General features: G+C 52.4%; 24 protein-coding genes. 11 read left to right on the top strand and 13 right to left on the bottom strand.

The window, feature by feature from the left end:
- Positions 1–140 precede the first annotated feature (140 nt).
- Together mpl and BZG72_RS08945 are read left to right on the top strand one after the other, a co-directional pair.
- Complete coding sequence (gene mpl, locus BZG72_RS08950) at positions 141–1,514, top strand: UDP-N-acetylmuramate:L-alanyl-gamma-D-glutamyl-meso-diaminopimelate ligase (RefSeq protein ID WP_077666589.1); 1,374 nt, start codon at positions 141–143, stop codon at positions 1,512–1,514.
- Positions 1,504–2,124: a flavin prenyltransferase UbiX gene (locus BZG72_RS08945; protein ID WP_077666588.1), complete on the top strand. Its 621-nt coding sequence runs from the start codon at positions 1,504–1,506 to the stop codon at positions 2,122–2,124. The genes mpl and BZG72_RS08945 overlap by 11 nt, the downstream gene beginning before the upstream one ends.
- Positions 2,125–2,164: 40 nt before the next feature.
- Here the strand turns inward: BZG72_RS08945 and BZG72_RS08940 are convergent, their stop codons facing one another.
- The 3 genes from BZG72_RS08940 to argR form a co-directional block, all read right to left on the bottom strand.
- On the bottom strand, positions 2,165–2,596 hold the full coding sequence (locus BZG72_RS08940; RefSeq protein WP_046074291.1) for a universal stress protein: 432 nt from the start codon (positions 2,594–2,596) through the stop codon (positions 2,165–2,167).
- 59 nt (positions 2,597–2,655) lie between these two features.
- The gene (locus BZG72_RS08935; protein ID WP_077666587.1) at positions 2,656–5,226 is read right to left on the bottom strand and encodes a TRAP transporter permease; all 2,571 of its coding nucleotides are present in this window, start codon (positions 5,224–5,226) and stop codon (positions 2,656–2,658) included.
- A 292-nt stretch (positions 5,227–5,518) separates the two neighbouring features.
- Entirely contained in the window at positions 5,519–5,989 is a 471-nt protein-coding gene (gene argR / locus BZG72_RS08930) for a transcriptional regulator ArgR (protein ID WP_046074289.1), read from the bottom strand.
- Positions 5,990–6,295: 306 nt separating this feature from the next.
- Here argR and mdh point away from each other — a divergent pair, with 306 nt between their 5' ends.
- The gene (mdh, locus tag BZG72_RS08925; RefSeq protein WP_046074288.1) at positions 6,296–7,234 is read left to right on the top strand and encodes a malate dehydrogenase; all 939 of its coding nucleotides are present in this window, start codon (positions 6,296–6,298) and stop codon (positions 7,232–7,234) included.
- 75 nt (positions 7,235–7,309) lie between these two features.
- On the opposite strand, the gene ispB is transcribed toward mdh, so the two are convergent.
- Positions 7,310–8,281 carry an octaprenyl diphosphate synthase gene (ispB, locus tag BZG72_RS08920; protein WP_046074287.1) on the bottom strand — a complete coding sequence of 324 codons (972 nt, stop codon included), beginning with the start codon at positions 8,279–8,281 and terminating at the stop codon, positions 7,310–7,312.
- A gap of 367 nt (positions 8,282–8,648) precedes the next feature.
- Between ispB and rplU the strand changes: the two genes are divergently transcribed.
- The 6 genes from rplU (at position 8,649) to folA (ending at position 12,500) form a co-directional block, all read left to right on the top strand.
- The gene (gene rplU / locus BZG72_RS08915) at positions 8,649–8,960 is read left to right on the top strand and encodes a 50S ribosomal protein L21 (RefSeq protein ID WP_046074286.1); all 312 of its coding nucleotides are present in this window, start codon (positions 8,649–8,651) and stop codon (positions 8,958–8,960) included.
- An 18-nt stretch (positions 8,961–8,978) separates the two neighbouring features.
- A complete protein-coding gene (rpmA, locus tag BZG72_RS08910; protein WP_046074285.1) occupies positions 8,979–9,236 on the top strand; it encodes a 50S ribosomal protein L27 in 258 nt (85 codons plus the stop codon).
- Positions 9,237–9,453: 217 nt separating this feature from the next.
- Positions 9,454–10,614 carry an Obg family GTPase CgtA gene (gene cgtA, locus BZG72_RS08905; RefSeq protein WP_046074284.1) on the top strand — a complete coding sequence of 387 codons (1,161 nt, stop codon included), beginning with the start codon at positions 9,454–9,456 and terminating at the stop codon, positions 10,612–10,614.
- Positions 10,615–10,759: 145 nt separating this feature from the next.
- Entirely contained in the window at positions 10,760–11,539 is a 780-nt protein-coding gene (locus BZG72_RS08900; RefSeq protein ID WP_077666586.1) for a threonine/serine ThrE exporter family protein, read from the top strand.
- Entirely contained in the window at positions 11,536–12,000 is a 465-nt protein-coding gene (locus BZG72_RS08895; protein ID WP_046074282.1) for a threonine/serine exporter family protein, read from the top strand. The genes BZG72_RS08900 and BZG72_RS08895 overlap by 4 nt, the downstream gene beginning before the upstream one ends.
- Positions 12,001–12,017: 17 nt before the next feature.
- Positions 12,018–12,500, top strand: coding sequence for a type 3 dihydrofolate reductase (folA, locus tag BZG72_RS08890; RefSeq protein ID WP_046074281.1), 483 nt, complete (start codon positions 12,018–12,020; stop codon positions 12,498–12,500).
- On the opposite strand, the gene apaH is transcribed toward folA, so the two are convergent.
- Genes apaH through lptD form a run of 6 tightly spaced genes read right to left on the bottom strand, consistent with a single transcriptional unit; the run spans position 12,497 to position 19,191 of the window.
- Positions 12,497–13,324 carry a bis(5'-nucleosyl)-tetraphosphatase (symmetrical) ApaH gene (gene apaH / locus BZG72_RS08885; protein ID WP_077666585.1) on the bottom strand — a complete coding sequence of 276 codons (828 nt, stop codon included), beginning with the start codon at positions 13,322–13,324 and terminating at the stop codon, positions 12,497–12,499. The two genes, folA and apaH, sit on opposite strands and share 4 nt — an antisense overlap.
- A 17-nt stretch (positions 13,325–13,341) precedes the next feature.
- Entirely contained in the window at positions 13,342–13,725 is a 384-nt protein-coding gene (gene apaG / locus BZG72_RS08880) for a Co2+/Mg2+ efflux protein ApaG (protein ID WP_046074279.1), read from the bottom strand.
- 14 nt (positions 13,726–13,739) lie between these two features.
- Positions 13,740–14,546, bottom strand: coding sequence for a 16S rRNA (adenine(1518)-N(6)/adenine(1519)-N(6))-dimethyltransferase RsmA (rsmA, locus tag BZG72_RS08875; RefSeq protein WP_077666584.1), 807 nt, complete (start codon positions 14,544–14,546; stop codon positions 13,740–13,742).
- On the bottom strand, positions 14,536–15,528 hold the full coding sequence (gene pdxA / locus BZG72_RS08870) for a 4-hydroxythreonine-4-phosphate dehydrogenase PdxA (RefSeq protein ID WP_046074277.1): 993 nt from the start codon (positions 15,526–15,528) through the stop codon (positions 14,536–14,538). Before pdxA ends, rsmA begins: the two co-directional genes overlap by 11 nt.
- Positions 15,518–16,813 carry a peptidylprolyl isomerase SurA gene (gene surA, locus BZG72_RS08865; protein ID WP_046074276.1) on the bottom strand — a complete coding sequence of 432 codons (1,296 nt, stop codon included), beginning with the start codon at positions 16,811–16,813 and terminating at the stop codon, positions 15,518–15,520. Before surA ends, pdxA begins: the two co-directional genes overlap by 11 nt.
- Positions 16,814–16,866: 53 nt before the next feature.
- On the bottom strand, positions 16,867–19,191 hold the full coding sequence (gene lptD / locus BZG72_RS08860) for an LPS assembly protein LptD (RefSeq protein WP_077666583.1): 2,325 nt from the start codon (positions 19,189–19,191) through the stop codon (positions 16,867–16,869).
- Positions 19,192–19,345: 154 nt separating this feature from the next.
- Between lptD and djlA the strand changes: the two genes are divergently transcribed.
- A complete protein-coding gene (djlA, locus tag BZG72_RS08855) occupies positions 19,346–20,167 on the top strand; it encodes a co-chaperone DjlA (RefSeq protein ID WP_046074274.1) in 822 nt (273 codons plus the stop codon).
- Between the two features lie 12 nt (positions 20,168–20,179).
- Here djlA and BZG72_RS08850 read toward each other — a convergent pair whose 3' ends face one another.
- The 3 genes from BZG72_RS08850 to rapA all read right to left on the bottom strand — a co-directional run bounded on the left by BZG72_RS08850 (position 20,180) and on the right by rapA (position 24,912).
- Positions 20,180–21,151, bottom strand: coding sequence for a D-2-hydroxyacid dehydrogenase (locus tag BZG72_RS08850; protein WP_077578802.1), 972 nt, complete (start codon positions 21,149–21,151; stop codon positions 20,180–20,182).
- Positions 21,152–21,219: 68 nt separating this feature from the next.
- Positions 21,220–21,963 (bottom strand): bifunctional tRNA pseudouridine(32) synthase/23S rRNA pseudouridine(746) synthase RluA, encoded by a 744-nt coding sequence (rluA, locus tag BZG72_RS08845; RefSeq protein WP_077578801.1) that lies wholly within the window; start codon positions 21,961–21,963, stop codon positions 21,220–21,222.
- Positions 21,964–22,002: 39 nt separating this feature from the next.
- On the bottom strand, positions 22,003–24,912 hold the full coding sequence (gene rapA, locus BZG72_RS08840; protein ID WP_077666582.1) for an RNA polymerase-associated protein RapA: 2,910 nt from the start codon (positions 24,910–24,912) through the stop codon (positions 22,003–22,005).
- A gap of 315 nt (positions 24,913–25,227) precedes the next feature.
- Between rapA and BZG72_RS08835 the strand changes: the two genes are divergently transcribed.
- Positions 25,228–26,601, top strand: a complete 1,374-nt coding sequence (locus tag BZG72_RS08835; protein ID WP_046074270.1) for a PhoH family protein — start codon at positions 25,228–25,230, stop codon at positions 26,599–26,601.
- Positions 26,602–26,603 lie beyond the last annotated feature (2 nt).

Below are 26,603 nucleotides of genomic sequence, written 5' to 3'. Positions count from 1 at the left end.
GAAATGAATCAGGCGAGGGAAGTGTGATCGCGACATAAAAACCATGTCAGATGCGCGCAAGCGATAAGACCCAAGCGTTAATCCGAGGCATAATAAACGCCTGCGCCAAACGGCAGGCAATCAACAATACAGTGAAGGCTATGCATATTCATATTTTAGGCATCTGCGGGACTTTTATGGGTGGCGCAGCCATGCTGGCAAAACAACTTGGGCACACGGTGACGGGCTCTGATAGCCATGTTTACCCACCGATGAGCACACTACTGGAGTCTCAGGGAATCGATATTATCGAAGGCTATGACCCTGCCCAACTATCGCCTGCACCTGACTTAGTGGTGATTGGCAATGCCATGAGTCGAGGCAACCCTTGTGTTGAGGCGGTCCTCAATCAAGGGTTGCCTTATACTTCTGGCCCGCAATGGCTGCACGACTTTTTACTGCAAGACCGCTGGGTGCTGGCGGTATCTGGCACTCACGGAAAAACCACCACCGCGAGTATGCTGGCGTGGATTTTAGAAGACTGTGGTTATCAACCTGGCTTTTTGATTGGTGGGGTGGCGAGTAACTTTAACGCGTCGGCGCGATTAGGAGAGAGCCCGTTTTTCGTGGTGGAAGCCGATGAATATGACAGTGCGTTTTTCGATAAGCGCTCTAAGTTTATTCATTACCAACCGAAAACTTTGGTGATCAACAATCTTGAGTTCGATCATGCTGATATTTTTGATAATCTGGCGGCGATCCAGAAGCAATTCCACCATGTGATTCGCACCGTGCCAGGGATTGGGCAGATTATCGCCCCGTCAGACGATGCCAATGTCACGGATACCCTCGCCATGGGATGCTGGAGCGAGTGTGTTTATGCGGGCCCGGATGGTCAGTGGCAGAGTGTGAAAAAAGACCCGGCTGGCAGCCAGTTTGATGTGTACTTTGCCGGTGATCTCGTGGGGACGGTGAGCTGGGATTTGGTCGGTGACCACAATGTGCGTAACGCCTTGATGGCGATAGCAGCGGCCCGCCATGTGGGGGTGACCCCGGACTTTGCTTGTCAATCGCTCGAACGATTTATCAATACCAAGCGTCGACTTGAGTGGCGCGGCGAACAAGCCGGCGTCACTGTGTATGACGATTTTGCCCATCACCCAACGGCGATTCGATTAACCCTTGAGGGGGTGCGCGCGAAAGTAGGCAGTGGCCGTATTTTGGCGGTGTTAGAACCACGCTCCAATACCATGAAGCAAGGGGTGCATAAAGACACCTTGGCAGCGTCATTAGCCCGTGCGGACGCGGTGTTCTTGTACCAACCGCAAGGGCTGGATTGGTCGCTCGACGCGGTGGCGGACAGTTGCACCCAGCCGGCGCACATCCATGCCGATATTGAAGCCCTTGTTACTGCGCTGTGCGAGCAAGCCCAAGCAGGCGATACCGTGCTGGTGATGAGCAATGGTGGATTTGGCGGCATTCATGACAAGCTGCTAACAGCACTGGCGAGTAAGGAGGCGGTTTATGGCGGATAAACGAATAACCTTGGCGTGGACAGGCGCATCCGGTGCGCCCTACGGCCTACGTTTGCTCGAGTGCTTGCTTGCGCAAGACTATCAGGTTTTCTTATTGATTTCGTCGGCCGCGCGAGTAGTGTTGGCGACCGAGCATGGGCTGAAGTTGCCCGCCGGGCCGGATGCGGCGAAAAAGGTGTTAGTGGAACACTTACAATGCCACACCGACAAGCTGGTGGTGTGTGGCAAAGAGGATTGGTTTTCGCCTGTTGCGTCTGGGTCTGCGGCGCCGAAGCAAATGGTGGTGTGCCCCTGCTCGGCAGGCTCGCTATCGTCCATTGCGCATGGGTTGTCCGATAACCTTCTAGAACGTGCGGCGGATGTGGTGCTTAAAGAGCGCGGACAGTTGCTATTGGTGGTGCGCGAAACACCGTTTTCGACCTTGCACTTAGAGAATATGCACAAGCTGTCGCAGATGGGGGTAACGATTATGCCCGCCGCGCCAGGCTTTTATCATCAGCCTCAGTCAATTGACGACTTAGTGGACTTTATGGTGGCGCGGATTTTGGACCACTTGGGGGCAGAACAAACCTTGGTGCCGCGCTGGGGCTATGATCAACGCCAGCGGTGAACAATGCTCAGGCACGCCGATGCGTGCCTGAACCGTATGGTTAAGGCTTTAACACCATCACATGGACACTCGCACCCTCGAGCACTTTGGCGGCGACTGAGCCCAGCATCATTTTATTGACGCGTGAGCGCTTATGGCTTGGCATCACAATCAGATCGCAGCCGATACGCTCTGCCGTTTTAATGATCCCCTTGTAGGGCTTGCCTTCTTCAACAGAGACCTGACAGGCCACGCTTTTGGGGACATATTTATCCGCAAACCCTTGTAAGTTGCGCTTCATGTCGCGTTTCATTTTATTGGCAGCTTCTTCAGGGAAGTAAGAGGCGACCATCGAATTGTGAATGCCGGGCAGCACAGTGAGCAGGTGTATTTTGGCCCCTGACTGACTGGCGAGCCAAACGGCGTGATCCACTGCGGTATCTGCAAAGCTTTCGTCGTTCAAATCAACGGGAACCAAGATATGTTTATACATAGCGATATCCTTTGCGCTTATAAAAGAAAGGGGCACGTGTTACACACGTCCCCCTGTTATTAGGCTTGGCGAATACGACGGCGTTGATTCCACCCCAACAATGCCAATAGCAAGAGGGTGGGGACAAACACCCACTCTTTCCATGGGCGGACATTATCAACCGTCACCGTTTTGATTTGCCAGTCAAAATCGATGCCCGCTTTGTCAGCGTCACTGCCAAACTGGATCATATCCACCAACAACTTGTCATCTTCCTCACGAAGCATTAAGCCTGTGTCGTTAATGCGGGCTTCACCGCTTTCAAGGCTATGATCCACGGGCAGAACCACGTGTTTGGAGACTTGCTCACCAAAGAAGTTTTCCCCTTCCACTTCAAGTTGTAGCGGCTTTCCTTCTGGTAGCTGCTCCGCCACACGGGTGATCTCTGTGCCTGGGAAGCTGGTGGTCGGTGGATACACTTCGTCCCACCAAAACCCTGGGCGGAAGAGGGAGAAGGTGATTAACAACAGCAGTGCGGTTTCCCACCATTTGTTCTTGGTCATCCACCAACCTTGTGTCGCAGCAGAAAAAGCCAGCATGGCTATTGTCGCCGACACAATGGTCAAAATCAGGTGGAAGGGGCCATCGAGATCGAGCAACAACAACTGAGTGTTGAAGATAAACATAAATGGCAGGATGGCGGTGCGAATATCGTAGGTGAAACCTTGCACACCGGTGCGGATGGGGTCGGATTTAGCGATCGCTGCCGCCGCAAAGGCAGCCAGCCCCACCGGGGGCGTGTCATCGGCAAGGATACCAAAGTAGAACACGAATAAGTGTACCGCGATCAGTGGAATAATCAGCCCTTGTTGTGCACCTAAGGTAACAATGACCGGCGCCATCAGGGTGGAAACCACGATATAGTTGGCGGTAGTCGGCAGTCCCATCCCTAATAGCAAGCTGATGACCGCGGTAAACAGCAGCATCAGGAAGATGTTACCGCCGGAGATGAACTCGACGAAGTCTGTCATTACCAAGCCGATACCGGTGAGTGTCACCGTGCCCACCACGATCCCGGCCGCTGCGGTGGCGACACCGATACCGATCATGTTGCGCGCACCAGTAACAAAGGCCTCGGCTAAGTCTGTCACCCCGTCGCGGATCTCTTCTTTAAAGTTGGTACGCTGGTTGAAGTAGGCAATCAGCGGGCGCTGGGTGAGAATGATAAAAATCATAAACACAGTCGCCCAAAATGCAGACAGGCCTGGTGAGAAGCGCTCGACGGTCAAGCACCATACCAATACGCCGATTGGCAGCAGGTAGTACAAGCCTGAACGCACGGTGGGGCCCGGCTCTGGCACTTCGGACAAATCGGCCGCCGCGGGGTCTTCCGCTGCTTGCGATTTATACTGGGCGGAGTAGCGTACTAAAAGTACATAAGCCACCAAGGTGAGGATACCGATGACCACGGTTGCCATAGCGCCAAATACATCCTTGGTCCAACCAATGCCGTAGTAAACCGCAGCGCTGAGCACCAGCAAGCCGACAAATACCGTCATGAACGAGAACAGTTTTTGCAGTACCGTGCTGGTATGGCGGCGTGGTAAGCCTTCCATACCGGCTTTACAGGCCTCTAGGTGCACGATGTAAATCAGCGCAATATAAGAAATCAGTGCAGGAAGTAGCGCGGCTTTAATCACCTCGACGTAGGAAATCCCCACGTATTCCACCATCAAGAATGCGGCAGCGCCCATAATCGGCGGAGTCAGCTGGCCATTGGTCGACGCGGCAACTTCCACCGCCCCGGCTTTATGGCTCGGGAAACCCACGCGTTTCATCAGTGGAATGGTGAAAGTCCCGGTGGTGACGACGTTGGCAATCGATGAGCCCGAGACCAAGCCTGAGAGGCCAGAGGCCACGACCGCGGCTTTCGCAGGACCGCCGCGCATATGGCCTAATAGTGAGAAGGCCACTTTAATAAAATAGCCACCGGCGCCGGCACGGTCGAGGAGTGCGCCGAAGAGCACAAACAGAAAGACGAAAGAGGTGGACACCCCCAGTGCTACGCCAAAGACGCCTTCAGTCGTCAGCCACAAGTGTGACATGGCTTTGTTCAAGCTTGCCCCTTTGTGAGCGATGACATCCGGCATGTAGGGGCCGGCAAAGGTATAGAGTAAGAAGACACCAGCCACCACCATCAATGGGGGGCCAAGGGCGCGGCGTGTTGCTTCCAACATCAGAATCATGCCGATGGCGGCAACCGTGATATCAAACGGGGTGTAAGCACCAGCGCGATCAGCAAGCTGATTGTAAAAAAGGAAGAGATAACCTGCGGCTAAACTGCCTACGAGTGCAAAAACCCAATCGAGCAAGGGAACGCGATCACGGGGTGAGGTTTTACGCGCGGGATAAGCGGTATAAGCCAAAAACATTGCGAACGCTAAATGGAGCGAACGTGCTTCGGTATTATTGAGTACGCCAAAGTCGAGCGCAAAAGGTAGCGGTGACGCATACCAAAGCTGAAAAAGGGACCAGCAAAGTGGTACCAGCCAAAGAATACGTCCTGATAGTCCATGCGGTGATCGTGCGCCTGTGTCTGCTTGCGCCACCATGTCTTGCACATCAGGAGACGATTGATGTGTCTTCGTCATGCAGTTTGTCCTTATTATCATATGCACCGCTGATGCGGCTACAGTGTCCCGAGAAATGCATACCCGGCTGCGTCACTCTCCATGAGCGACTCGCCTGTCTGCAGCCCACTGCTACGTTCGCAGTATAATTGACGTTTAACGAAAGCGTGAACAGTGTGTGGCAGCTAAAAGCAGATAGTAACAGAGGGGTATCAAAAAATTAAAACGATGTTATCGCTTTTGCTTTCGTTGTGGCGACTCAAAAGTAAGACAGGGCAGGTAGGCAGCGGCTTCACGCTGCCTGACAAAGGAATCAATAATGATATTCAAAGAGATCACACACGGCCTCAAATAAGGCTTCTGTGCTGGTACCGCGGGTGGGTGTGATAAAGATGGTGTCGTCTCCAGCCACTGCTCCTAGGATACCTTCAGCCTTGCCCAGAGAGTCAAGTAGGCGAGCGATGAGTTGCGCCGCCCCTGGCCCCGTATGGATCACCACCACAGCCTCATTATAGTCAATTTCCATCACGAGCTCGCGCAAGGCGCTGCCAGTGGTTGGGACACCGAGTTCGATCGGTAAGCAATAGACCATTTCCATTTTGGCGTTGCGGGTACGCACAGCGCCGAACTTGGTCAACATGCGTGATACTTTCGACTGGTTGATGCCCTCAAATCCTTGAGCACGTAGGGCTTCGACAATCTCACCCTGAGAACTGAACTTTTCTTCTTTGAGGATCGCTTTAAACGCTCGAACCAATTGGTCTTGTTTTTCTGAGTTACGCATGACGGCAGACTCGCAATGACAAACGAGTGGCTATTTTGCATATACATGCAACGAGGGGCAATCACTGAGGGTGTAAAATGGCGACAATATCACTGTTGCTGACCAGACACCCCGCGACAACGAAAGGGTGGGGGAAAGGGAGAGCGAAAAAATGAGAGCTTAGGCTGATCATCACCGCCTGAGGCTTGAGTGGGGGTAGGGGCGGGCATATGATGAAGCAACAGTTCGCACCATTGATGGGCGATTTGTGCCCGAACAGAAGCCGGACCGGATCCGGACTATAAGAAATATCGAAAGGAGAACGACATGAAAGTTGCTGTGATTGGCGCCGCGGGAGGCATTGGTCAGGCTCTAGCCCTACTGCTAAAAAACAATTTACCAGCCGGTTCCGACCTGGCCTTGTATGATATCGCTCCTGTTACGCCAGGTGTGGCGGTTGACCTCAGTCATATCCCCACGCCGGTCACCATCAAAGGCTACAGCGGCGAAGACCCAACGCCAGCACTTGATGGGGCTGATGTGGTATTAATCTCTGCGGGGGTGGCCCGTAAGCCGGGTATGGATCGCTCTGACTTGTTCAATGTAAATGCCGGGATTGTTAAGTCATTGGCGGAAAAAATCGCCGATGTCTGTCCAAAAGCCTGCGTAGGCATTATCACTAACCCAGTGAACACCACGGTGGCGATTGCCGCGGATGTACTGAAAGCCAAGGGCGTGTATGACAAAAACAAACTGTTTGGCGTGACCACGCTGGATGTGATCCGCTCTGAAGCCTTTATCGGTGAGCTGAAAGGCATGGATCCACGTGAAGTGTCTATTCCTGTTATCGGTGGCCACTCGGGCGTGACCATTCTGCCGCTATTGTCGCAAGTAAAAGGGGTGACGTTTAGCCAAGAAGAGGTTGAAGCCTTGACCCCACGCATTCAAAACGCTGGCACCGAAGTGGTGGAAGCCAAAGCCGGTGGTGGTTCTGCGACCTTGTCGATGGGTCAGGCTGCATGCCGTTTTGGTCTATCGCTGGTCCGTGCCCTGCAAGGCGAACAAAACGTGGTGGAATGCGCGTACGTTGAAGGCAGTGGCGAGCATGCCCGTTTCTTTGCTCAACCCGTACGTTTAGGCAAAGAAGGGGTCGACGAGATCCTAAGCATCGGTGAGCTCAGTGCGTATGAGCAACAAGCGATGGACAAGATGCTAGAAACGTTGCGTAAAGATATTAAAATGGGCGAAGAGTTCGCGGCAAAATAGTGGGCAATTCGACATTGGTGAGAGAAGCGGCGCAATAGCGCCGCTTTTTATTTTGGCTGAGGGGCTTAAATTGCGTTAGGTGTTGCGGTCAACTGCTAAATGCGCCAACGCCACTAAGGCGTGTTTATACGGGGTATCTGGCAGCGTATCGAGCGCACGGATCGCTTTTTCTGATTCCTGCTCGGCACGTTTTCGCGTATAGGCGAGAGAGCCGCAGGCGTCCATACAGGCCAGAATCGCCTCGAGTTTATCGCGACCATTGCCTTTTTCGATGGCGGTACGGATCATCGCCGACTCTGCCTCAGACCCATGTTGCATGGCGTGCAACAAAGGCAATGTCGGTTTGCCTTCGGCGAGATCATCGCCCGTTTGCTTACCCATTTCATCGTCAGCGCTGGTGTAGTCAATCACATCATCAATTAACTGGAACGCCGTCCCGAGGTAACGGCCATAGTCTTGAAGGGCTTTCTCCGTCTCCGCGTCCGCCTCGTTAAGAATCGCGCCAATCTGGGTGGCTGATTCAAACAAGCGCGCCGTTTTAGAGTAGATCACCTGCATGTAACTGGTTTCTGTGGTATCAGGGTCGTTACAATTCATCAATTGCAGCACTTCACCCTCAGCGATCACATTGGTAGCCTCACTCATTAAATCCAGAATGCGTAACGAGCGCAGGCTGGTCATCATTTGAAACGAGCGGGTATAAATGTAGTCACCGACTAACACACTGGCCGCATTACCAAACAAGGCATTGGCCGTTGCGTTACCGCGACGCAAATCGGATTCATCGACCACGTCATCATGGAGCAAGGTGGCGGTGTGAATAAACTCAATAAACGCGGCGGCGGTGGTATGTTTGTCACCGTGATAACCAAGCGCACGCGCCGCTAATACAGCGAGCATCGGGCGCAGTCGTTTACCACCGCTATTGACGATGTAAAAGCCGAGCTGATTGATTAGCGCGACATCAGAGTTTAGCTGGGCGAGGATCTTTTGATCGACCTGCGCCATGTCGTCACTAATTAAGGCTTGGATTGATTTGAAATCCATGAATATATCCGGGCGTTGTCCTAGTTACTTGCCTGCCGAGCTAACGAAATAAATCACAACTCACTAGCAGCAAGAGGCGAAATATTGCATGTTAATACGTTCAGAATGGCGTGAAACCTTCGTCAGTATCGGCACCAGAGCGGGTATTTAGCTTCGCATAGTACACCAGATGACAGGCGACGAGATAGCGCTCACACAGGGAAAATGTGCGGGAATTAATGCTGAGCACCTTTTCACCAATTTTCTTGCTTTCCCCTCTTGCCTCAAATCAATTTCTGCCGTAGAATTCGCGCCCTATTGATGAATTATATGCGCACCCCTTGTTGCTCAATAATGCAGCAGGCCGTGCGGAAATGCGGAGTAAAACATGTACGCAGTTTTCCAAAGTGGTGGTAAGCAACACCGAGTAAGCGAAGGCCAGACTATTCGCTTGGAAAAGCTAGACGTTGAAACTGGCGCAAGTGTAGAACTTGACAAAGTATTGCTAGTGGCAAACGGCGAAGACGTTAAAGTTGGCGCGCCTTTTGTTAGCGGTGCAAAAGTAACAGCAGAAGTTGTTACTCACGGTCGCGGCGATAAAGTGAATATCGTTAAGTTCCGTCGTCGTAAACATTCTCGCAAGCACATGGGCCACCGTCAGTGGTTCACTGAAGTCAAAATCACTGGCATCAGCGCTTAAGAGTAGGAGAGAGAAGAGATGGCACACAAAAAAGCTGGCGGTTCTACTAAAAACGGCCGCGATTCAGAAAGTAAACGCCTAGGTGTTAAACGCTTCGGTGGTGAGTCTGTACTAGCAGGTAACATCATCGTTCGTCAACGTGGTACTAAATTCCACGCAGGCAATAACGTAGGTTGCGGTAAAGACCACACTCTATTCGCTCTGTCTGATGGCAAAGTGAAATTTGAGACCAAAGGTCGTCATAACCGTAAATTCGTTACTATCGAAGCTGAATAAGCTTCAACGCCAAGCGAATTTTTGAAGCCCTGCCTTTTGGCGGGGCTTTTTATTGTGTCTGGTGATCACCGGTCAGTGAGCGTCTGATCAGAGCAGCACAGAAAAGCGGTCAAAACAGAAAAATGATCCTAAGATCGATAAGATCGCCATTCACTAATCTGGGATAAAACTAATTGCAATAAACGTGCGTTTTAGCGATTGGTGCGGAGAAGTTAGCATGAAGTTTGTAGATGAAGCGATTATTCGCGTCGATGCCGGAGACGGGGGCAATGGCACCGTTAGCTTCCGGCGGGAAAAATATGTCCCTAAAGGGGGCCCAGATGGCGGTGATGGCGGCGATGGTGGTGACGTCTATCTGCTGGCCGACGAAAACCTGAATACCCTGATCGATTACCAGTTTGAGCGCTTTCATTCTGCGGCTCGTGGCGAAAACGGTCGCGGTGGCAACTGTACCGGTAAACGGGGCGACGACTTGGTGCTGAATGTTCCGGTGGGCACGCGCGCCATCGATGAAGATACCGGTGAAGTGATTGCCGATTTAACCGAGCATGGCATGCAGGTAATGGTGGCCAAAGGCGGGTTTCACGGCTTAGGCAATACCCGATTTAAGTCGTCCATCAACCGCGCCCCACGACAAAAAACCATGGGAACCAAAGGCGAAGTTCGTCAGCTGCGTTTGGAGTTGTTGCTGTTGGCTGATGTGGGGATGTTGGGCTTGCCGAATGCGGGTAAATCCACCTTTATTCGTGCGGTATCCGCGGCGAAACCGAAAGTGGCTGATTATCCTTTTACCACCTTGGTGCCAAGCTTAGGCGTGGTCCGTGTAGCGGCTGACAAGAGCTTTGTAGTGGCCGATATTCCAGGCCTGATTGAAGGTGCGGCGGATGGCGCTGGGTTGGGTATCCGCTTCTTGAAGCACCTAGAGCGTTGCCGCGTCTTATTGCACATGATTGACTTGCTGCCCGTGGATGGTACCGATCCGGTCGATAACGCGTTCACCATTATTGATGAGCTGAACCAATACAGCGAAAAGCTGGCGGATAAACCGCGTTGGTTGGTGTTTAATAAAGTGGATTTGATGCCGGAAGACGAGGCGCAGGCGCAGATTGACCGCGTGCTTGAGGCATTGGCGTGGGATGACAAATACTATGCGATATCTGCGATTAATAAAGCGAACGTCCAACCGCTTATTTACGATCTGATGGCGTCGATTGAAGCGCTACCCGCGCCGAAACCTGAAGTTGAGCCGGAAGATGAGACAGTGGCGTTTAAGTGGGATGATCACCACGAACAGCAGCTCAATCAAAGTGATGACGACGATGATTGGGACGACTGGAACGAAGACGACTACGATGTCGAGATCATCTACAAGCCTTAATCTTATAAAGCCGTTACTGTTGTAGCGGCTTTTTTTATCTCCGACGTGGCGATAATCTGAGCACAACTTTATTTGCATCAAAGACCGAGATGACGCTGTGGTGAATACTGCGAGTAGATAAGCGCAACGAAGAGGGATTTTTGAGGTGGGAAAGCGGTTAACCGAACCAGAGCAACGGGCCATATCGCGTCTGGTGATTGAAGTCGGCCAGCGGCTATTACAGCATGGTGCGGAAAGTAAACTCGTCAGTGATGTGAGCATCCGTTTAGGGCGGGCGCTAGGGCTCGATAGCGTTGAACTGGCGTTATCGGCGAGCTCCTTAGTGGTCACCACACTCAGTCAAGGTCACTGCATTACCACCGCCAGACGTTGTCCCGATCGCGGGATTAATATGAAAGTGGTGACCGATATCCAGCGCACGGTCATTTTGGCCGAGAAAGGGATCCTCGACGCCTTGGCGGTACGTAAACGCTTGAGCCGGATTGAACCCTTTCGTTACCCACCTTGGCTCGTGGTGGGGATGATAGGGCTTTCTTGTGCGGCCTTTAGTCGCTTAGCGGGCGGTGATGCGGTGGTGTTTGCACTCACGTTTATCGCCTCTGCCACCGGTATGCGGGTACGCCAGTTGATAGCTCACCGTCACTTCAATCCGCTTCTCACCTTCGCGGTCACCGCCATGGTCACCACCTTGATATCCAGTGTGGGGACCATAATGCATTGGGGCAATGAACCCTTCCTCATCATGGCCTCATCAGTCTTAATGTTGGTACCTGGCTACCCGTTGATAAATGCGGTATCCGACATGGTCAAAGGCTTTGTCGATATGGGTATCGCACGCTGGACGATGGCATCCTTGCTCACCTTGGCAACAGCATTAGGCATTGTCGGTGCTATGAGTCTCGTGGGGGCGTGGGGATGGTTATGAGTTTATTGCTCGCCTTACTGGAAGATATGTTTTTTGCCATGATCCCTGCGGTGGGGTTTGCATTAGTGTTCAATGTACCGGTTAAGGCGCTCAAATACTGTGCTTATGGCGGTGCCGTGGGGCATGGCTTACGCTTTTTACTGATGGAGTCTGGTGTCGCGATTGAATGGGCCACGCTGGCAGGGGCGACCACGATTGGGTTTTTAGGTGTGTACTGGTCGCAGCGCTTTTTGGCGCATCCCAAGGTGTTTACCGTGGCAGCGATCATCCCGATGATCCCCGGCGTTTACGCGTTTAAAGCGATGATTGCGTTGGTAACCATCAACAATCAAGGCTATAGCCCTGCTTTATGGGCGAGCCTTATCGAAAACCTCACCACAGCCGGCTTTATTCTCTCGGCATTGGCCATTGGTCTTGCGATGCCCGGGTTATTGTTTTATCGTCGCCGACCAGTGATTTAAGGAAAAAGGCACCTAGAATGCGCATCAGTTTAGTGGCTGCGATGGCAAACGATCGAGTGATTGGCAAGAATAACCAAATGCCGTGGCATTTGCCGGCGGATTTAGCGTGGTTTAAACGCACCACCCTTGGTCACCCTGTGGTGATGGGGCGTAAAACCTTTGAGTCGATTGGTCGTCCGCTGCCCAAACGACCGAACATTGTGATCAGCCGCGACCCTGATTTTCAGCCAGAGGGCGTCACAGTGGTGAGCTCGCCAGAGCAAGCGCTTGAAACCGTGGTCGAGTATGAGGAGGTCATGGTGATTGGTGGCGGTACCATTTATCAGGCGTTTTTGCCCCGTGCTGACCGTTTGTACCTGACCTTTATCGATCTCGACGTCGACGGCGACACCCGCTTCCCGCAGTGGGGAGAAGGATGGGTGAAAACAGAGGTCGGCGCCCATCCTGTGGATGAAAAAAACGCCTACCCCGTCACTTTTACTGTCTGGGATCGTGCCTAAGTGGCGCTATTTTCTGCCGCTAACGTAAAGCAGGCTTTATCTTCCCAACGAAGGAGCGTGAGCTTACCGCCCCATACGCACCCAGTATCTAGCCCATAAAGCTTGGGCTGGATGGTGCCATTTAACGCCGCCCAATGGCCAAACACCACCGACTGATCAAGCGGCTGGCGCGCCGGCACCTCAAACCAAGGTAACAAACCACTGTCTTCGGCCTGGTTGGGCGGCAATTTGCATTGCATATCAAGGCGGCCATCTGGGAAACAAAAACGCATGCGGGTAAAGCTATTGATGATATAGCGATAGCGGTCAAGCCCGGTGAGTGTTGGATCCCACTGATCGGGGCTGTCGGCATACATGTTTTCTAGCAACCAGCGCTGATCATCACTGCGCAATATCGCTTCTACCTCGCGTGCACAGGCGACCGCTGTCTTTTTATCCCATTGCGGGCTAACCCCGGCATGGGTGAGTAAAAAGCCACCGTCTGGCGCGGAGACATCCATCAGAAGCGGTTGCTGAGAAAGCCAGCCGAGGAGTTGCTCCCTATCTGGCGCATCGAGAATGGGCTGGGTGTTGTCTTTGGCTTTGACCGGTTTTATGCCATGGGCAACGGCCAGTAAATGTAAGTCATGGTTACCCAAGACAACCTGAGCTGCGTCACCGAGCTGATAAAAGTAACGTAATACGCTAAGGGAATCTGGCCCACGTGCGACCAAATCCCCAACTGAGTACAAAGTGTCTTTATCTGGGGAAAACCCGACTTGGGTGAGAAGCGCATCTAATGTGCGCTCACAGCCATGGATATCCCCGACAAGATAGGTCGCCATATGCCTCCCTGCTGGGGTTAGTGGAGAATGTTTGGCAGCGCGAGACGAAACGGTGCGATGTCGACTTTAAATGACTGATCGTCTTGACCTTGCATGGTATAAAAACCTTGCATCACACCCACAGGGGTCTCGATGATGGTGCCACTGGTGTAGGTGTATTTTTCCCCCGCGGCAATCTTGGGTTGCTCGCCGACAACGCCTTCTCCTTCTATTTCTAGTTCTTTACCATTGGCATCGGTAATGAGCCATTTTCTGCGCATAAGTTGCGCAGGGGCATCGCCGCGGTTTTCAATGGTGACGGTGTAAGAGAAGACAAAACGCTCATTGTCAGGCTCTGATTGGTCTTCCACGTATTGGGTCGCGACGTGAATCTCGAATTGCGATTGTTCAGTGGCTTGCAAATCAAGGCTCCTGTTTATGATGAGTGATTGGCGTCCAACCAGTTAGCTAAGCGGGAGAACTGCGCCAAAGTCATGTGCTCAGGACGTAAGCTAGGGTCGATACCGAGATCGGTCAAGGTGTCCGTGCTGACTAATGATTTAAAACAGTTACGTATGGTTTTGCGACGCTGATTAAAACCTTCACGACACACGCGCTCTAACCATGACAAATTGGTGACCGGGTGTGGCAGGGTTTTGTGTGGCACCAGACGGACAACGGCAGAGTCCACTTTCGGTGCGGGTTTAAAGGCACTCGGTGGCACTTCCAATACAGGGATGACTTGGCAGTAGTATTGTGCCATCACAGTGAGACGCCCATATGCTTTGGTGCCCGGGCCTGCAGCCAGACGGTTAACCACCTCTTTTTGCAACATAAAGTGCATATCTTGCACTTGATCGGCAAACGAGAACAGATGGAACATTAACGGTGTAGAGACATTGTATGGCAGGTTACCAAAAATCCGCAGTGGACCTTGCTTGGCAAGCTCGGCAAAATCAAACGCCATGGCATCGGCCTCATGGACCGTGAGTTTGCGCCCCATAAATGGATGACTGCGTAGGCGTGCGGCAAGATCACGGTCAAGCTCAACCACGTTTAAGTGATCAACTTGCTCAGTGACGGGCTCGGTGAGCGCGCCGAGGCCTGGACCAATCTCAACTAGATTCTCGCCGGATTGGGGATTAATGGCTGACACTATCCCATCGATGACATATGGGTCGTTTAGGAAGTTTTGTCCGAAACGTTTTCTGGCACGGTGGCCTTGATGGACTTTATCGCTCATGCTTGCTATCTACTAATTCAATGGCGTGGGAGATGGCCGTCCGCAGGCTTCCTGTATCCGCCGTACCGGTACCCGCTAAATCCAGTGCAGTACCATGATCTACTGATGTTCTGACAAAAGGCAGACCCAGGGTAATATTCACTGAGCGGCCAAATCCTTTGAATTTTAACACAGGTAAGCCCTGGTCGTGATACATCGCCAGCACGGCGTCTGCATCTTGCAGGTATTTTTCCTGGAAAAGCGTGTCTGCAGGTAAAGGACCGACTAAATCCATCCCTTGTTGGCGCAGATCATCCAGCGCCGGCTCAATGGTGTCGATTTCTTCTGTTCCTAAACAGCCCCCTTCACCAGCATGCGGATTCAGGCCGCACACATAAATACGAGGATGTGTGATGGCAAACTTTTCACGTAAGTCTTGATGCAAAATGCCGATAACGTCGTGCAAGCGCTCACGGGTGATGGCCTTGGAGACATAGGCCAATGGAATATGGGTGGTGACCAAGGCGACGCGTAGCCCCTCAGTGGCGAGCATCATCACGACTTGATTGACATTGGCGTGCTGGGCGAAAAACTCGGTGTGGCCACTAAAAGAGACCCCAGCACGGTTGATGATCCCTTTGTGAACCGGACCGGTGACAATCGCAGCAAACTCGCCGCTCATGTTTCCTTCCGCGGCGCGGGTGAGGGTATCAAGTACATAGCGGCCGTTGGCCTCATCCAGTTGCCCGGGCGTCACCGGCGCGCCAATCGGCGTCTCTGCGACAATGAGCTCGCCCGCCTTGTGTGCTTGCGGCTCAGTGCGGGGATCGTAGTCGCGTAAGCTGATGGCTAGCCCTAACTGCTTGGCGCGCTCAGCCAGCATCTGCTTATTGGCGACGGCGACAAGCTGATGAGGCCAGGCATGAAGCGCCATGGCCAAGACAAGATCAGGCCCGATGCCTGCAGGCTCTCCGGGCGTAATCGCGATACGCTCAGCTGTCATCGGTGAGCACCTCGACGTAAGCCCCTGCGCGTAGCTCTTGCAGCCAGGCCTGCGCTTCTTCGTTGAATTTTCTATTGAACAGCATGCGGTAAGCGCGATTTTTCACTGCCGCATCGGTTTTATCCACTTCACGACGATCAGTGACTTCGACAATATGCCAGCCATGTACGGTTTTAAACGGCTCGCTGACTTGTCCTTCTGGCAGGGCATCGACTTTGGCTTTGAAGGCAGGCACATAGGCATCTGTGGTTGACCAACCTAGATCCCCCCCATTGACTGCCGAGCCTGGATCGTCGCTGTACTGCTTGGCGAGATCGGCAAAACTTTGCTCACCACGTCGGATTTGGTTCGTCAGTTGGTTGAGCTCTTTCTCCGCGCCTTTATCACTCAATACGATCGATGGTTTGATCAGGATATGACGCGCTTTCACTTCGGTGACCGCGACCGTTTCTAGCCCTTGTACATCGTCAATTTTGAGAATATGGAAGCCAACGCCGCTTCTAAAGGGGCCGATGATCGCCCCTTTACCTTGGTTGGTGATCTGGTCGGCGAAAATGGTGGGCATTTCTTCTCGTCGCAACCAGCCCCAATCACCGCCGTCGAGCGCTTTGGGCCCTTTGGAATATTCCATCGCCAGTTCAGCGACATTCCCGTCATGGCGTAGAGTATCGACTAAGCGATGAGCTTGCTGTTTCACGCTTTCACGCTCAGCCTTGCTAGCATCGTCGTCTAACTTGAGCTGAATATGCGAAAGTTTGTATTTCACTTTTTGCATTTTTTGCTCGTTTAGTTGGCTAGCGAGCGTCTCGACTTCTTGCGGTAAAATACTAATACGGCGACGTACTTGCGCATTACGTGCTTCGGAAATGGTGAGCTCACGACGCACTTGTTCACGGTATTGTGCCCACGCGACACCTTGCTCAGCCATTTTTTCACGCAGGGCTTGTACGCTAACCGATTGCTCCTTAGCAATGTTTTCAATTGCTTGTTGCAATTGGCTGTCGTCTATCTGGATCCCTAAACGTTTAGCCTCTTGCAGCTGTAGCTCCTCAATAATCAGCCGCTCACGCATCTGCTCTTCAAGCACCTCTTGCGGCGGCAATTCGCGATCGCTGTTGGCGGCATTAAGGGTAACGGTACGGCGCATCGCCGTCATATCACTTTTTAACACCACGCCGTCATTGACGACCGCAATCACGCGATCGAGTGCTTTCGGCGCGGCTTGTGTTAAAGGGGTCAGCAACACTAAAACGCCAGTGATGAGGGCGTGACTCCATTTGTTCATGCTTTGTCCACTTCTTTTCATAGGTTCAACAGTCCAGACCACAATATGGCGGGTTAGTTCTTCAGGGCAAAAGGATTACGATAACCCAACGCATTACCTGAGTCTGTGTTGAAGTTAAAGCCACTGTCAGCTCCCAGTCCCAACAGGCTAAACGAGAGAGTCACGTTGTTGTCGTATTCTGGGTCTGCATTAATATCGGAGCGCGAGAGTAAGTACTCGTTGTAGCTCAGGCCGACCACCCAACAATCCGAGCGATAGGTCAGGCTAAACTGATTTTCTAGCATCACGTCTTGAGTCAGATCGCGCCAGTATTGGCCTTTAAAACTGAGGCCTCCCCACAGTGGGAAGCCTGTGACCACACCGGCTTGGGATAGGCCGTCATCGGTGAGTGCGCTGATATCGCGGTTAGGCAAGGTAGACTCAATGTATTCTTGGGCCACATAGCGATAACTGGTTTGCGCGTAGAATTGTTGGCGGCGATACTCGGCAATCACGTTACCAAATTGCATTTCACTGAGGTTGCTGTCGTACTGCATTGATGCCCGTAAAAACAGGTAGTCATCAATATTCGCTTCCCCTTCGAGCGCCCAAGATGAATAGTCAAAGGTTTCTGCGTCTTGGTTTGACGGCTGATCAAAGTAATAAATTTGCCCGAACGACAGGTTGAGTCGCTCTTTATAGCCACCGTCGTAAAAACGAGTGGTCGCCCCGTAAGTCAGCTGGTTAGCCGGGTTAACATAATCAATGCTGCTAAATTGATTGCCGCGGAACAAACCATAGTAGTCGGTTTGTAAGCGTGCGGTATCGTAGCCACCACCACTGAAGTTGACGGGGTTATAAATATCCCCTTGCTCTACGTCTTTGATGTACAAGTATTGCACTTGAGGTTCGATCGTTTGGCTAAAGTGCCCCCCCATCGCCCAAAAGTTACGCTCTAGAACCACACCGGAATGCAAGCGCACGGTTGGGATTTTACGCTCCACCGACTTACTCAAGGTCGCCGTTGACTCGGCATCTGGCATGGCATTGTCAAAGCGCTGATCGTAATGGGTGTAGAGCATGCTGGCTTCGGCCGTGGCATTAAACCAAGGGCGTGTGAAGGGCATGGTCAAGGTCGGGGCGAGATGTGTGCGCGTTGCTTCTGGTTTATTCGGGTCGTCGTTAGCAAACACACTAAATTGTGCCGGTACGCTGATATCCAACCATGGCAGCACTTGCGGCGCGTAGTAGTTAAAATCGACTTGCGGCATCAAACGATACACGCTGGTATTTTCTGTGAGCGGTTGGAAATCTCTCACGCGCACGGTGCTGTTCCAATCTAAGCCGCGGTAGCTGATTTCACCGGTTTGCAGCAAGGTATTGTCTTCCCGTTTACCCACGTCCGAGTCAATGTTTTGGAAGTAGGTGATGTCACTGACCTTGCTGTAATCGGCTTGGTAGCGCCAGTGACCCTGTACGCCGCTGTGTGTCCAGTTAAAGCCCCAGCGTGCGTCAAGATCTGGGTTACGCTGATCATCAGGCAGATATTCTGAGTACAAAGCGCCTGAGCCGAGTGGGGTTAAATAACGCACCTTAGTATTGAGCTGCACACCCCGTTCCGACATGTATTTGGGCGTGATCGTGGCGTCAAGTTGCGGATGGATGTTCCAATAAAATGGCGTTTCCATCTCGATACCATCGCGATCACTCCAAGAGACTGATGGGTATAAAAAGCCCGTTAGCCGGCCATCTTCAACGGGTACCCGCAGGTATGGCAGATAAAAGATCGGCACATTCATCACCTCAAACCGAGGGTGATAAAGGTCAGCAAATAAGCTACTGTCTTCTTTTTCTATTTTCGAGGCAGAAAAGCGCCAGCTTTTGTCTTCGTCCGGGCAGGTGGTATAGGTGCCATCTTCCAGCTCATAGAAGGTGGTACCGTTTTTAAATACCCGCTTGGCTTCCCCTCGCCCTGGCGTACACAGCATCTTGTACTGCGCATTATTGAGTGTGGTGTCTTCGTTTTCTAAATTGGCTTGTAAATAGTCCGATGTCACCATCATCTGGCCGTCATTGAACACCACATCACCTTGAGCGGTGACGATCCGTTCTGGATCGCGCAAGGTCGCGGTATCTGCCGTCATTTTACGATGACCTTGGGTCACCTCGACATTACCGTTGTAGATGGCTTTTTCATTGGTTTGCGCTTCCGCGCGATCGGCCACCACGCGAATAGGCGCATTGTTCACATCTTGGGTTTGCTCACTTGCTGGAATACAGCGCGCCTCGCTATCAGGACAAGGTTCGTTGGATGATTCCGCATTAGCAAAAACAAGGGCTGGGCCATAAAGCGCCAGGCTAATCATGGTGGCTAAAAAGCTACGTGCAGTCGGTGACATTGAAGAAGACATTCCTGTTTTATCTGATTGCGTGGTGTACACGAAGGCAACGCATCAGTATGCTTTGGCTGCAAAATGCGATTATCATAAATCAATTTACGCCCGGCATCACCTGTAAATGTTCAGGGTGTGAAACTAGCAATGAGACCATGGCATGCGACTAAATGGCAAGGTAATTGGTGCAATTCTCGGCACATTGTTGGGAGGCCCAATCGGTTTTCTTCTTGGCCTTTTCTTGGGTCATCAGTTTGATAAAGCGAAACAGCGCGCGCGTTTCGGCGGTTTTGGTGCCCAAGGCCCACAAGCACAACGTGTTTTTTTTCACGGTACCTTTGCCGTGATGGGACATATCGCCAAAGCCAAAGGGCAGGTGACACAGGATGAAATTCGTCTCGCCAGCTTATTTATGGACAGAATGCAGCTGCAAGGTGAAGCCAGGCAGTTGGCTCAGCAGGCATTCCGTGAGGGGAAAGACAGTGATTTTCCGCTGGATGAAACCCTCAACGGCATTCGTGCTTTGAGCCAAGGGCAGCGTGATTTGTCGCGTGTCTTTCTGGAAATGCAAATACAAGCGGCGTTTGCTGACGGCGAGCTACATCCTAAAGAGCGCGAACTACTCTATGTGATTGCTGAGAAACTGGGTTTTTCGCCGCAGCAACTGGAGCAACGGTTACGGATGCAAGAAGCCGCGTTTCGCTTTAGCCAAGGTTATCAAGGCGGCTGGCAGCATCAAACCGATGGGCCGGGCGCACCACCACGGCAAAGTGAGATTGATGATGCCTATGATGTGCTGGGTGTTGATGCGTCGGCTTCCTCTCAGGAGGTGAAAAAAGCCTACCGTAAGCTGATGAATGAGCATCATCCCGATAAATTGATGGCAAAAGGCTTGCCGCCAGAAATGATGGAGCTTGCCAAAGAAAAGGCGCAAGAGATCCAAAAAGCCTACGATGTGGTGAAAAAAGCCCGCGATATGTAGCGGGCTTGTGCGTTAGTCAACCAGTGTATGTTGCGGCGATCCGCTTAAAAAGCCATCAATGTTATCCACCAGTTGGTTGGCGAGACGGTTAACCGCTTCATCTGCGCCCCATGCGATATGAGGGGTGACCAGCAGGTTAGGCAATGATGCGGCGATCAGCGGGTGAGTGTTAGGTGCCGGCTCTTCACTCAGTACATCCAATCCAGCACCGCCAATTTGACCCGTTTCTAGCGCGTGTAGCAGCGCGGTCTCGTTGACTAAGCCGCCACGTCCGGTGTTGATCAATATGGCATTCTCTGGCATCAACGCCAGCGTGTCTTGGTCGATAAGATGATGGGTGTTATCGGTGAGTGGGCAATGTAAGGAGAGCACATCTGCTTGGCATAGCACGTGTTCAAAAGGCAGATAACCAAGCCGGCATGCCTGTGCACCACGGTGCTCGGCGAAAACCACCTTCATTCCTACTGCGCGCGCAAGTTGTGCGACGGCCTCGCCCAATGCACCTTTTCCAATGATCCCCAATGTACTGCCGGCCACACTGCCAATAGGGTGGGTGAAAAAGCAGAACTGTCCTTGCTTTTGCCATTCGCCATTTTGGACATCTTGGTGATAGCCGAGGAGCTGGCGCTTGAGGGCAAAAATCATGGCAATGACATGCTCAGGCACCGACTGAGTGGCATAGCCTTGCACATTGCATACTTGTACACCATGCGCTTGGCAGGCCGCCAAGTCGACATTGTTTACCCCTGTTGCGGCCACCGCAATCAGTTTGAGTTTCGGGCAGGCGGTAAGCACCGTCTCATCGATCACCACCTTGTTGGTAATGGCGATATCAGCGTCTTGTAAGCGCGCGATCACATCGCTGGGTTGCGTTTCACCGTAGGCTTGCCAGTGATGTGGATACTGGGGCGTGGGCAGGACAATATGCGCTGGGATAGTGTTGCGGTCGAGAAAGACGATATTGACGGGGTCGTGCTGAGCCATGTTGATCTCCGAGTCTCAATCCATGGCTCTAGGGTGCGAGATATCGCGATGTTGTGCAATGGTTTCAGCTAGCTGGCCTGTGAATCCGTCGTTGTGCTCGCAAGTGGTACGGCCAATTGATACTCATTGGCCAAGCGGTTGTCGGGCATTGTGGGGTAAAAATCACAGGGAGCCTGAAAATGGAGCGTTTCACCGGTGGCCGGATGCAGCAGGCTGAGCTCGGCAGCATGGAGGTGCAGTCGATGGGTATAGGCGAGCGCGTCCGGGCAGGCATAAAACTCATCGCCGACAATGCTGTGCCCTATAGACTGCATATGCACACGCAGTTGGTGCGAGCGTCCCGTCAACGGGTACAGGGCCATCAAGCAGGTAGGTGATGAGGCTTGCAAGCAACGGTAGTGGGTTTGTGATGGCTTGCCATGTTCAAAGCACACTTTCTGACGCGGGCGGTTGGGCCAGTCACAAATCAGCGGCAAGTCAATGATGCCGTCATGGCTGTCGGGTTGTCCCCACACTTCCGCATAATAGAGTTTGGTGGGGACGCGGTCGCGAAACTGCGCTTTAAGGTTGCGCTCTGCTTCTTTATGGGCGGCAAAGGCCATCACCCCTGAGGTGGACATGTCTAAGCGGTGAACCAGCTCGGCGGAGGGAAACGCGGCTTTCACGCGCGACCATGCGCTGTCGTAATGCTCGGGATTGCGACCAGGGTTGGCCAGCAGACCACTGGGTTTGTTGATCACCACCAGATCCGCATCTTGATAGAGGATGTCTAACCAAGGGTCTGTCGGTGGATGGTATTCAGTCATTGCCATAGGGTTTATCGGGGCCGCCGGGCCCCGTCTCACTTTGGTTTATTGGTGGCTAACCACAACAAGGCGCAGCGCATCGAGTTCAATTTGTGCGTGCTGAATATGGTGCGACAAGGTGCTTATCTGCTCGCGTAATGCGTCTAGCTCATCATCACGAATATTCGGATTGACCGTTTTCAGCGCCTCTAAACGCGCTAAGGCTTGTTGGAGCTCGGTTTCCATTTCTTGGAGCGCCCGGGCTTGGATCTCACCGAGGGCTTTTTCTGCCAGTGGCTCACTGCTCTCAATCAGCTTGTGGATCTGGCTTTGTACTGAGTTGACCATTTTACTGCCGAGGTGACGGTTAACAGGGCTCAGTTGACGATGGAAGCTTTCAAACTCGACGTTGGCGGACCGATCATTGCCATTGGCATCAAGTAACAGTCGCACGGGTGTTTGCGGTAAAAAGCGGTGGATACCGCTCGATTTCGGAGCTTGGGCGTCAATGGTGTAGATAAGCTCGACAAACAGCGTGCCGACCGGCAGTGACTTGTTTTTAAGCAGTGATACCGCGGTGGTGCCGATGTTTTCGCTCAGCAGCAAATCAATGCCGCCTCGAACAATGGGGTGCTCCCAAGACACAAACTGGACATCTTCGCGACTCAATGCGGTATCGCGGTCAAAGGTGATGGTACAGCCGTCGGCAGGTAGCCCTGGGTAGCTGGGCACCATCATGTGTTCAGACGGTTTGACCACCAAGGCATTTTCTCCTTTGTCATCTTGATTGACACCGATAGTATCAAACAGCCCCAAGGTAAAGGTGACTAAGTTGGTATCACCATCCTGCTCAGCAATGGTGTTTGCCAGTTGGTTGGCGGCTTCCCCACCGTGAGAGTGCATTTCTAGCAGTTTATCGCGGCCTTGCTCCATTTCCGCTTTTAGCCGTTGGTTCATGGTGGCACTGTCGTGAATAAGGGTCGTCAGCGCATCATCTTGTTGGTTGGCGGCCAACAAGGCCAGGAGGGTCTCGCCGTATTGTTCAAACACCGCTCGGCCCGTGGGGCAAGTATCTTCAAACGCGTCCAAGCCTTCGTGATACCAGCGTGCCAAAATGGTTTGCGCGGTGCCTTCAAGGTACGGGACATGAATGGCAATATCTTGCGTCTGGCCAATACGGTCAAGGCGGCCAATACGCTGCTCGAGTAAGTCGGGATTCATCGGTAAGTCGAACATTACCAGCTGATGAGCAAATTGGAAGTTGCGCCCCTCAGAGCCAATTTCTGAGCAGATCAAGACCTGGGCGCCCCCGTCCTCTTGGGCAAAGTAAGCCGCGGCTTTGTCACGCTCGACAATCGACATGCCTTCATGGAATACGGTACCGCGAATGCCTTCGCGCTCACGCAGTGCTTGCTCCAGAGTCAGTGCGGTTTGCGCCCGCGAGCAAATAATCAGCACCTTCTCGCTGCGATGGGCCTTTAAGTAATCCAGCAGCCAGTCAATACGTGGATCAAAGCCCCACCAGCTCGCGCTATCCCCTTCAAACTGTTGATAGATATCTTCTGGGTATAGGTTTTGCACGGCCTTTTGTTCGCTTGAGCCGGTGCTACCCATCATGCCAGCGACTCGCATGGCAGTTTGATATTGACTGGGTAGCGCGAGTGGGTGCATACGCAGTTGGCGGCTGGGGAAGCCACTGATTGCCGCTCGGGTATTGCGAAATAACACACGCCCGGTGCCGTGACGGTCCATAAGATCATCAATCAATTGTTGGCGCGCCTGAGCGTTCTCTTCTGCGTTATCACTGTGCACTTGGGCTAAACGTGCTGACAGATCTTCGTGTTGCAATAGCTGACGTATCCCAGCTTGTGCCGCGTCGGTCAGTGGGGTATCACTCAGCAGCGCCTCAACGGCCTCAGCCACGGGCGCGTATTGTTGTGCTTCTTCGACAAAGACGTCGTAATCATAGAAACGGTCGGGGTCGAGCAGGCGCAAGCGAGCAAAATGGCTTTGTTGGCCCAGTTGCTCTGGCGTGGCGGTAAGTAGCAACACGCCCGGCGTATGTTCGGCAATGCTCTCAACGATTTGATATTCTCGACTCGGTGCCTCCGGCGTCCAAGTTAAGTGATGGGCTTCGTCAACCACCAGTAGATCCCAGTGGGTATCACAGACTTGTTCCACCCGGCGGCGGTTTTTGCGCAGAAACTCGAGTGAGCACAATACCAACTGTTGGGTATCAAAGGGGTTGGGGGCGTCGGCAAAAGCCTCGACACAGCGCTCTTCATCGAAAATGGAGAAATGCAGATTAAAGCGGCGCATCATCTCCACCAGCCACTGGTGCTGCAGGGTTTCGGGTACCACAATCAGCACACGTTCCGCACGGCCAGCCAGCACCTGCTGGTGGATAATCATTCCTGCCTCAATGGTTTTCCCCAACCCCACTTCGTCGGCGAGCAGCACGCGTGGAGCATGACGACGACCGACTTCATGGGCAATATAAAGCTGATGGGGGATCAGGCCAGCACGCATACCAGTTAAGCCGCGTAGCGGGCTGCGCAATTGCTGATATTGGTTGGTCAGGGCGCGATAACGCAGGGCAAAACGGTCCATACGATCGAGTTGGCCTGCAAACAGTTTGTCTTGCGGCTTGTTAAAGCGAATTTGGTGGCTGAGTAAGATCTCACGCAGTGCGACCTCATCTTCCCCTGTGTCGGAACGCTGGCCGTAATAGGTTAATACCCCATCGTTTTCCTCAACGCGTGAGACGGTCATGGTCCAGCCTTCGTGACTTTCCACCTCATCGCCGGGATTGAACATCACCCGAGTCACGGGCGCATCATGGCTGGCGTACAGCCGTGTTTCATCACTAGCAGGAAACATTAGGGTCACGGTACGGCCATCAACGGACACCACAGTGCCGAGTCCAAGATCATGTTCCGTATCACTGATCCAACGTTGTCCAAGCGCAAATGACATAGGGGAAAACCTCTGAATTAACTCGATTGTCGAAAGACGCGACGCCATTCAATACAGCGTCGTTTAAATACTCTGCTATTCAGTGTGGCACTGAAAAAATTGGCCGCCAATAGTACTCGAACTTGTGAGGAGGGTCACGATGAAACTCAACGAATCGCATCAAAGGTCACGCTGACATACAAACGTCATTAATGGGCGGCAAAGATAAAAGCGTGAGCTGGCGCAGTAAAACAAGTTGGGCGCATCCCAACGGCCAGGTCTACGCTTATTTTAAGCGCTGTCACCGACAGTGAACTGCCGACACAGGAGGTGCCTATGGGCGACGCCGACCGGAAGCTGTTTGTACTTGATACTAATATTCTCCTCCACGAGCCTTTCTCGATTTACTCTTTCCAAGAACACGATGTCGTGATCCCCATGACTGTCCTCGAAGAACTTGACCGCATCAAAGACAGCAAGCGTGATGTCTCACGGGATGCGCGTGTGGCGATCCGCGCCTTGGAAGATATTTTTAAAGAGGCTACTCCTGACGAAATTGGCGAGGGTATTGCCGTTGGCAAAGGGGATGCCACTGGCACGGTATCGATTCTCGCTGATTTTGAGATCAAAGAAACGGTCCATGCCTTCGCGGATAAAGCGGGTGATAACCGAATACTCAATGCGGTGTTATATCTACAAACCAAACGCTCGCCACGTAAAGTGGTGTTGGTGACCAAAGACATCAATATGCGTCTGCGCGCTAAAGGGGCGGGGGTGATGCATGTGGAGGATTATCGCACCGACCAGTTGATTGATGATGTACGATTGTTGACCAAGGGTTTCCACCAATTTGAAGGTAGCTTTTGGGATAAAGTGGGGGAGTGCAATAGCCAAGCCTATGGCACAGAGACCTTACATACGTTGCCGTCAGAGCTCCTCGATACCCCGTTTGTTAATCAATACCTGTTGGATGACAGTGACGATTTTGCTGCGCGAGTGCAAGCCATTGATGGCGATAAAGCGGTGATTAAAGATCTGAGCCGAGAGCGATTGATGCATCGCGCCGCGTGGGATGTGAAACCGAAAAATATCTACCAAGGCATGGCAATGGATGCGTTGCTGGATCCGAGCATTGACTTGGCGATCCTCACCGGTCCGGCGGGCTGTGGTAAAACCATTCTGGCGATGGCAGCAGCCCTTGAACAAGTGGTCGAAAAAGGGATGTATGACAAGATTATCGTGACCCGCAATACCCCAGATATTGGCGAGTCGATCGGCTTTTTACCGGGCACTGAAGAAGAGAAAATGTTGCCTTGGCTTGGGGCCGTCACCGACACGCTAGAAGCGTTGCACATGCATGACGAGTGCACTGATGGTTCGATGCGGTATATCATGGAGAAAGCCAATCTACAGTTTAAATCGATTAACTTTATGCGTGGTCGTTCGATTCAAAACGCGTTTGTCATTTTGGATGAGTGCCAAAACCTGACTGCCTCTCAGCTTAAAACCATTATCACTCGATGTGGGGAGGGTACTAAGCTGGTGTGCTCGGGGAACTTAGCGCAAATTGATTCTTCGTATTTAACCCCAGTGACATCAGGGCTGACTTACATTGTCGAGCGGTTTAAAAACTTTGAAGGCAGTGCGTGCGTATACCTCAATGGCGTGGTGCGTAGTCGGTTGGCTGAATTTGCCGAAGAGAATTTGTAGTG

Source organism: Salinivibrio sp. PR6, from assembly GCF_001995955.1.
Lineage (GTDB): Bacteria > Pseudomonadota > Gammaproteobacteria > Enterobacterales > Vibrionaceae > Salinivibrio > Salinivibrio siamensis.
Note: the sequence above shows the minus strand (reverse complement) of the source record. Positions and strands in the feature narration are given on the sequence as shown.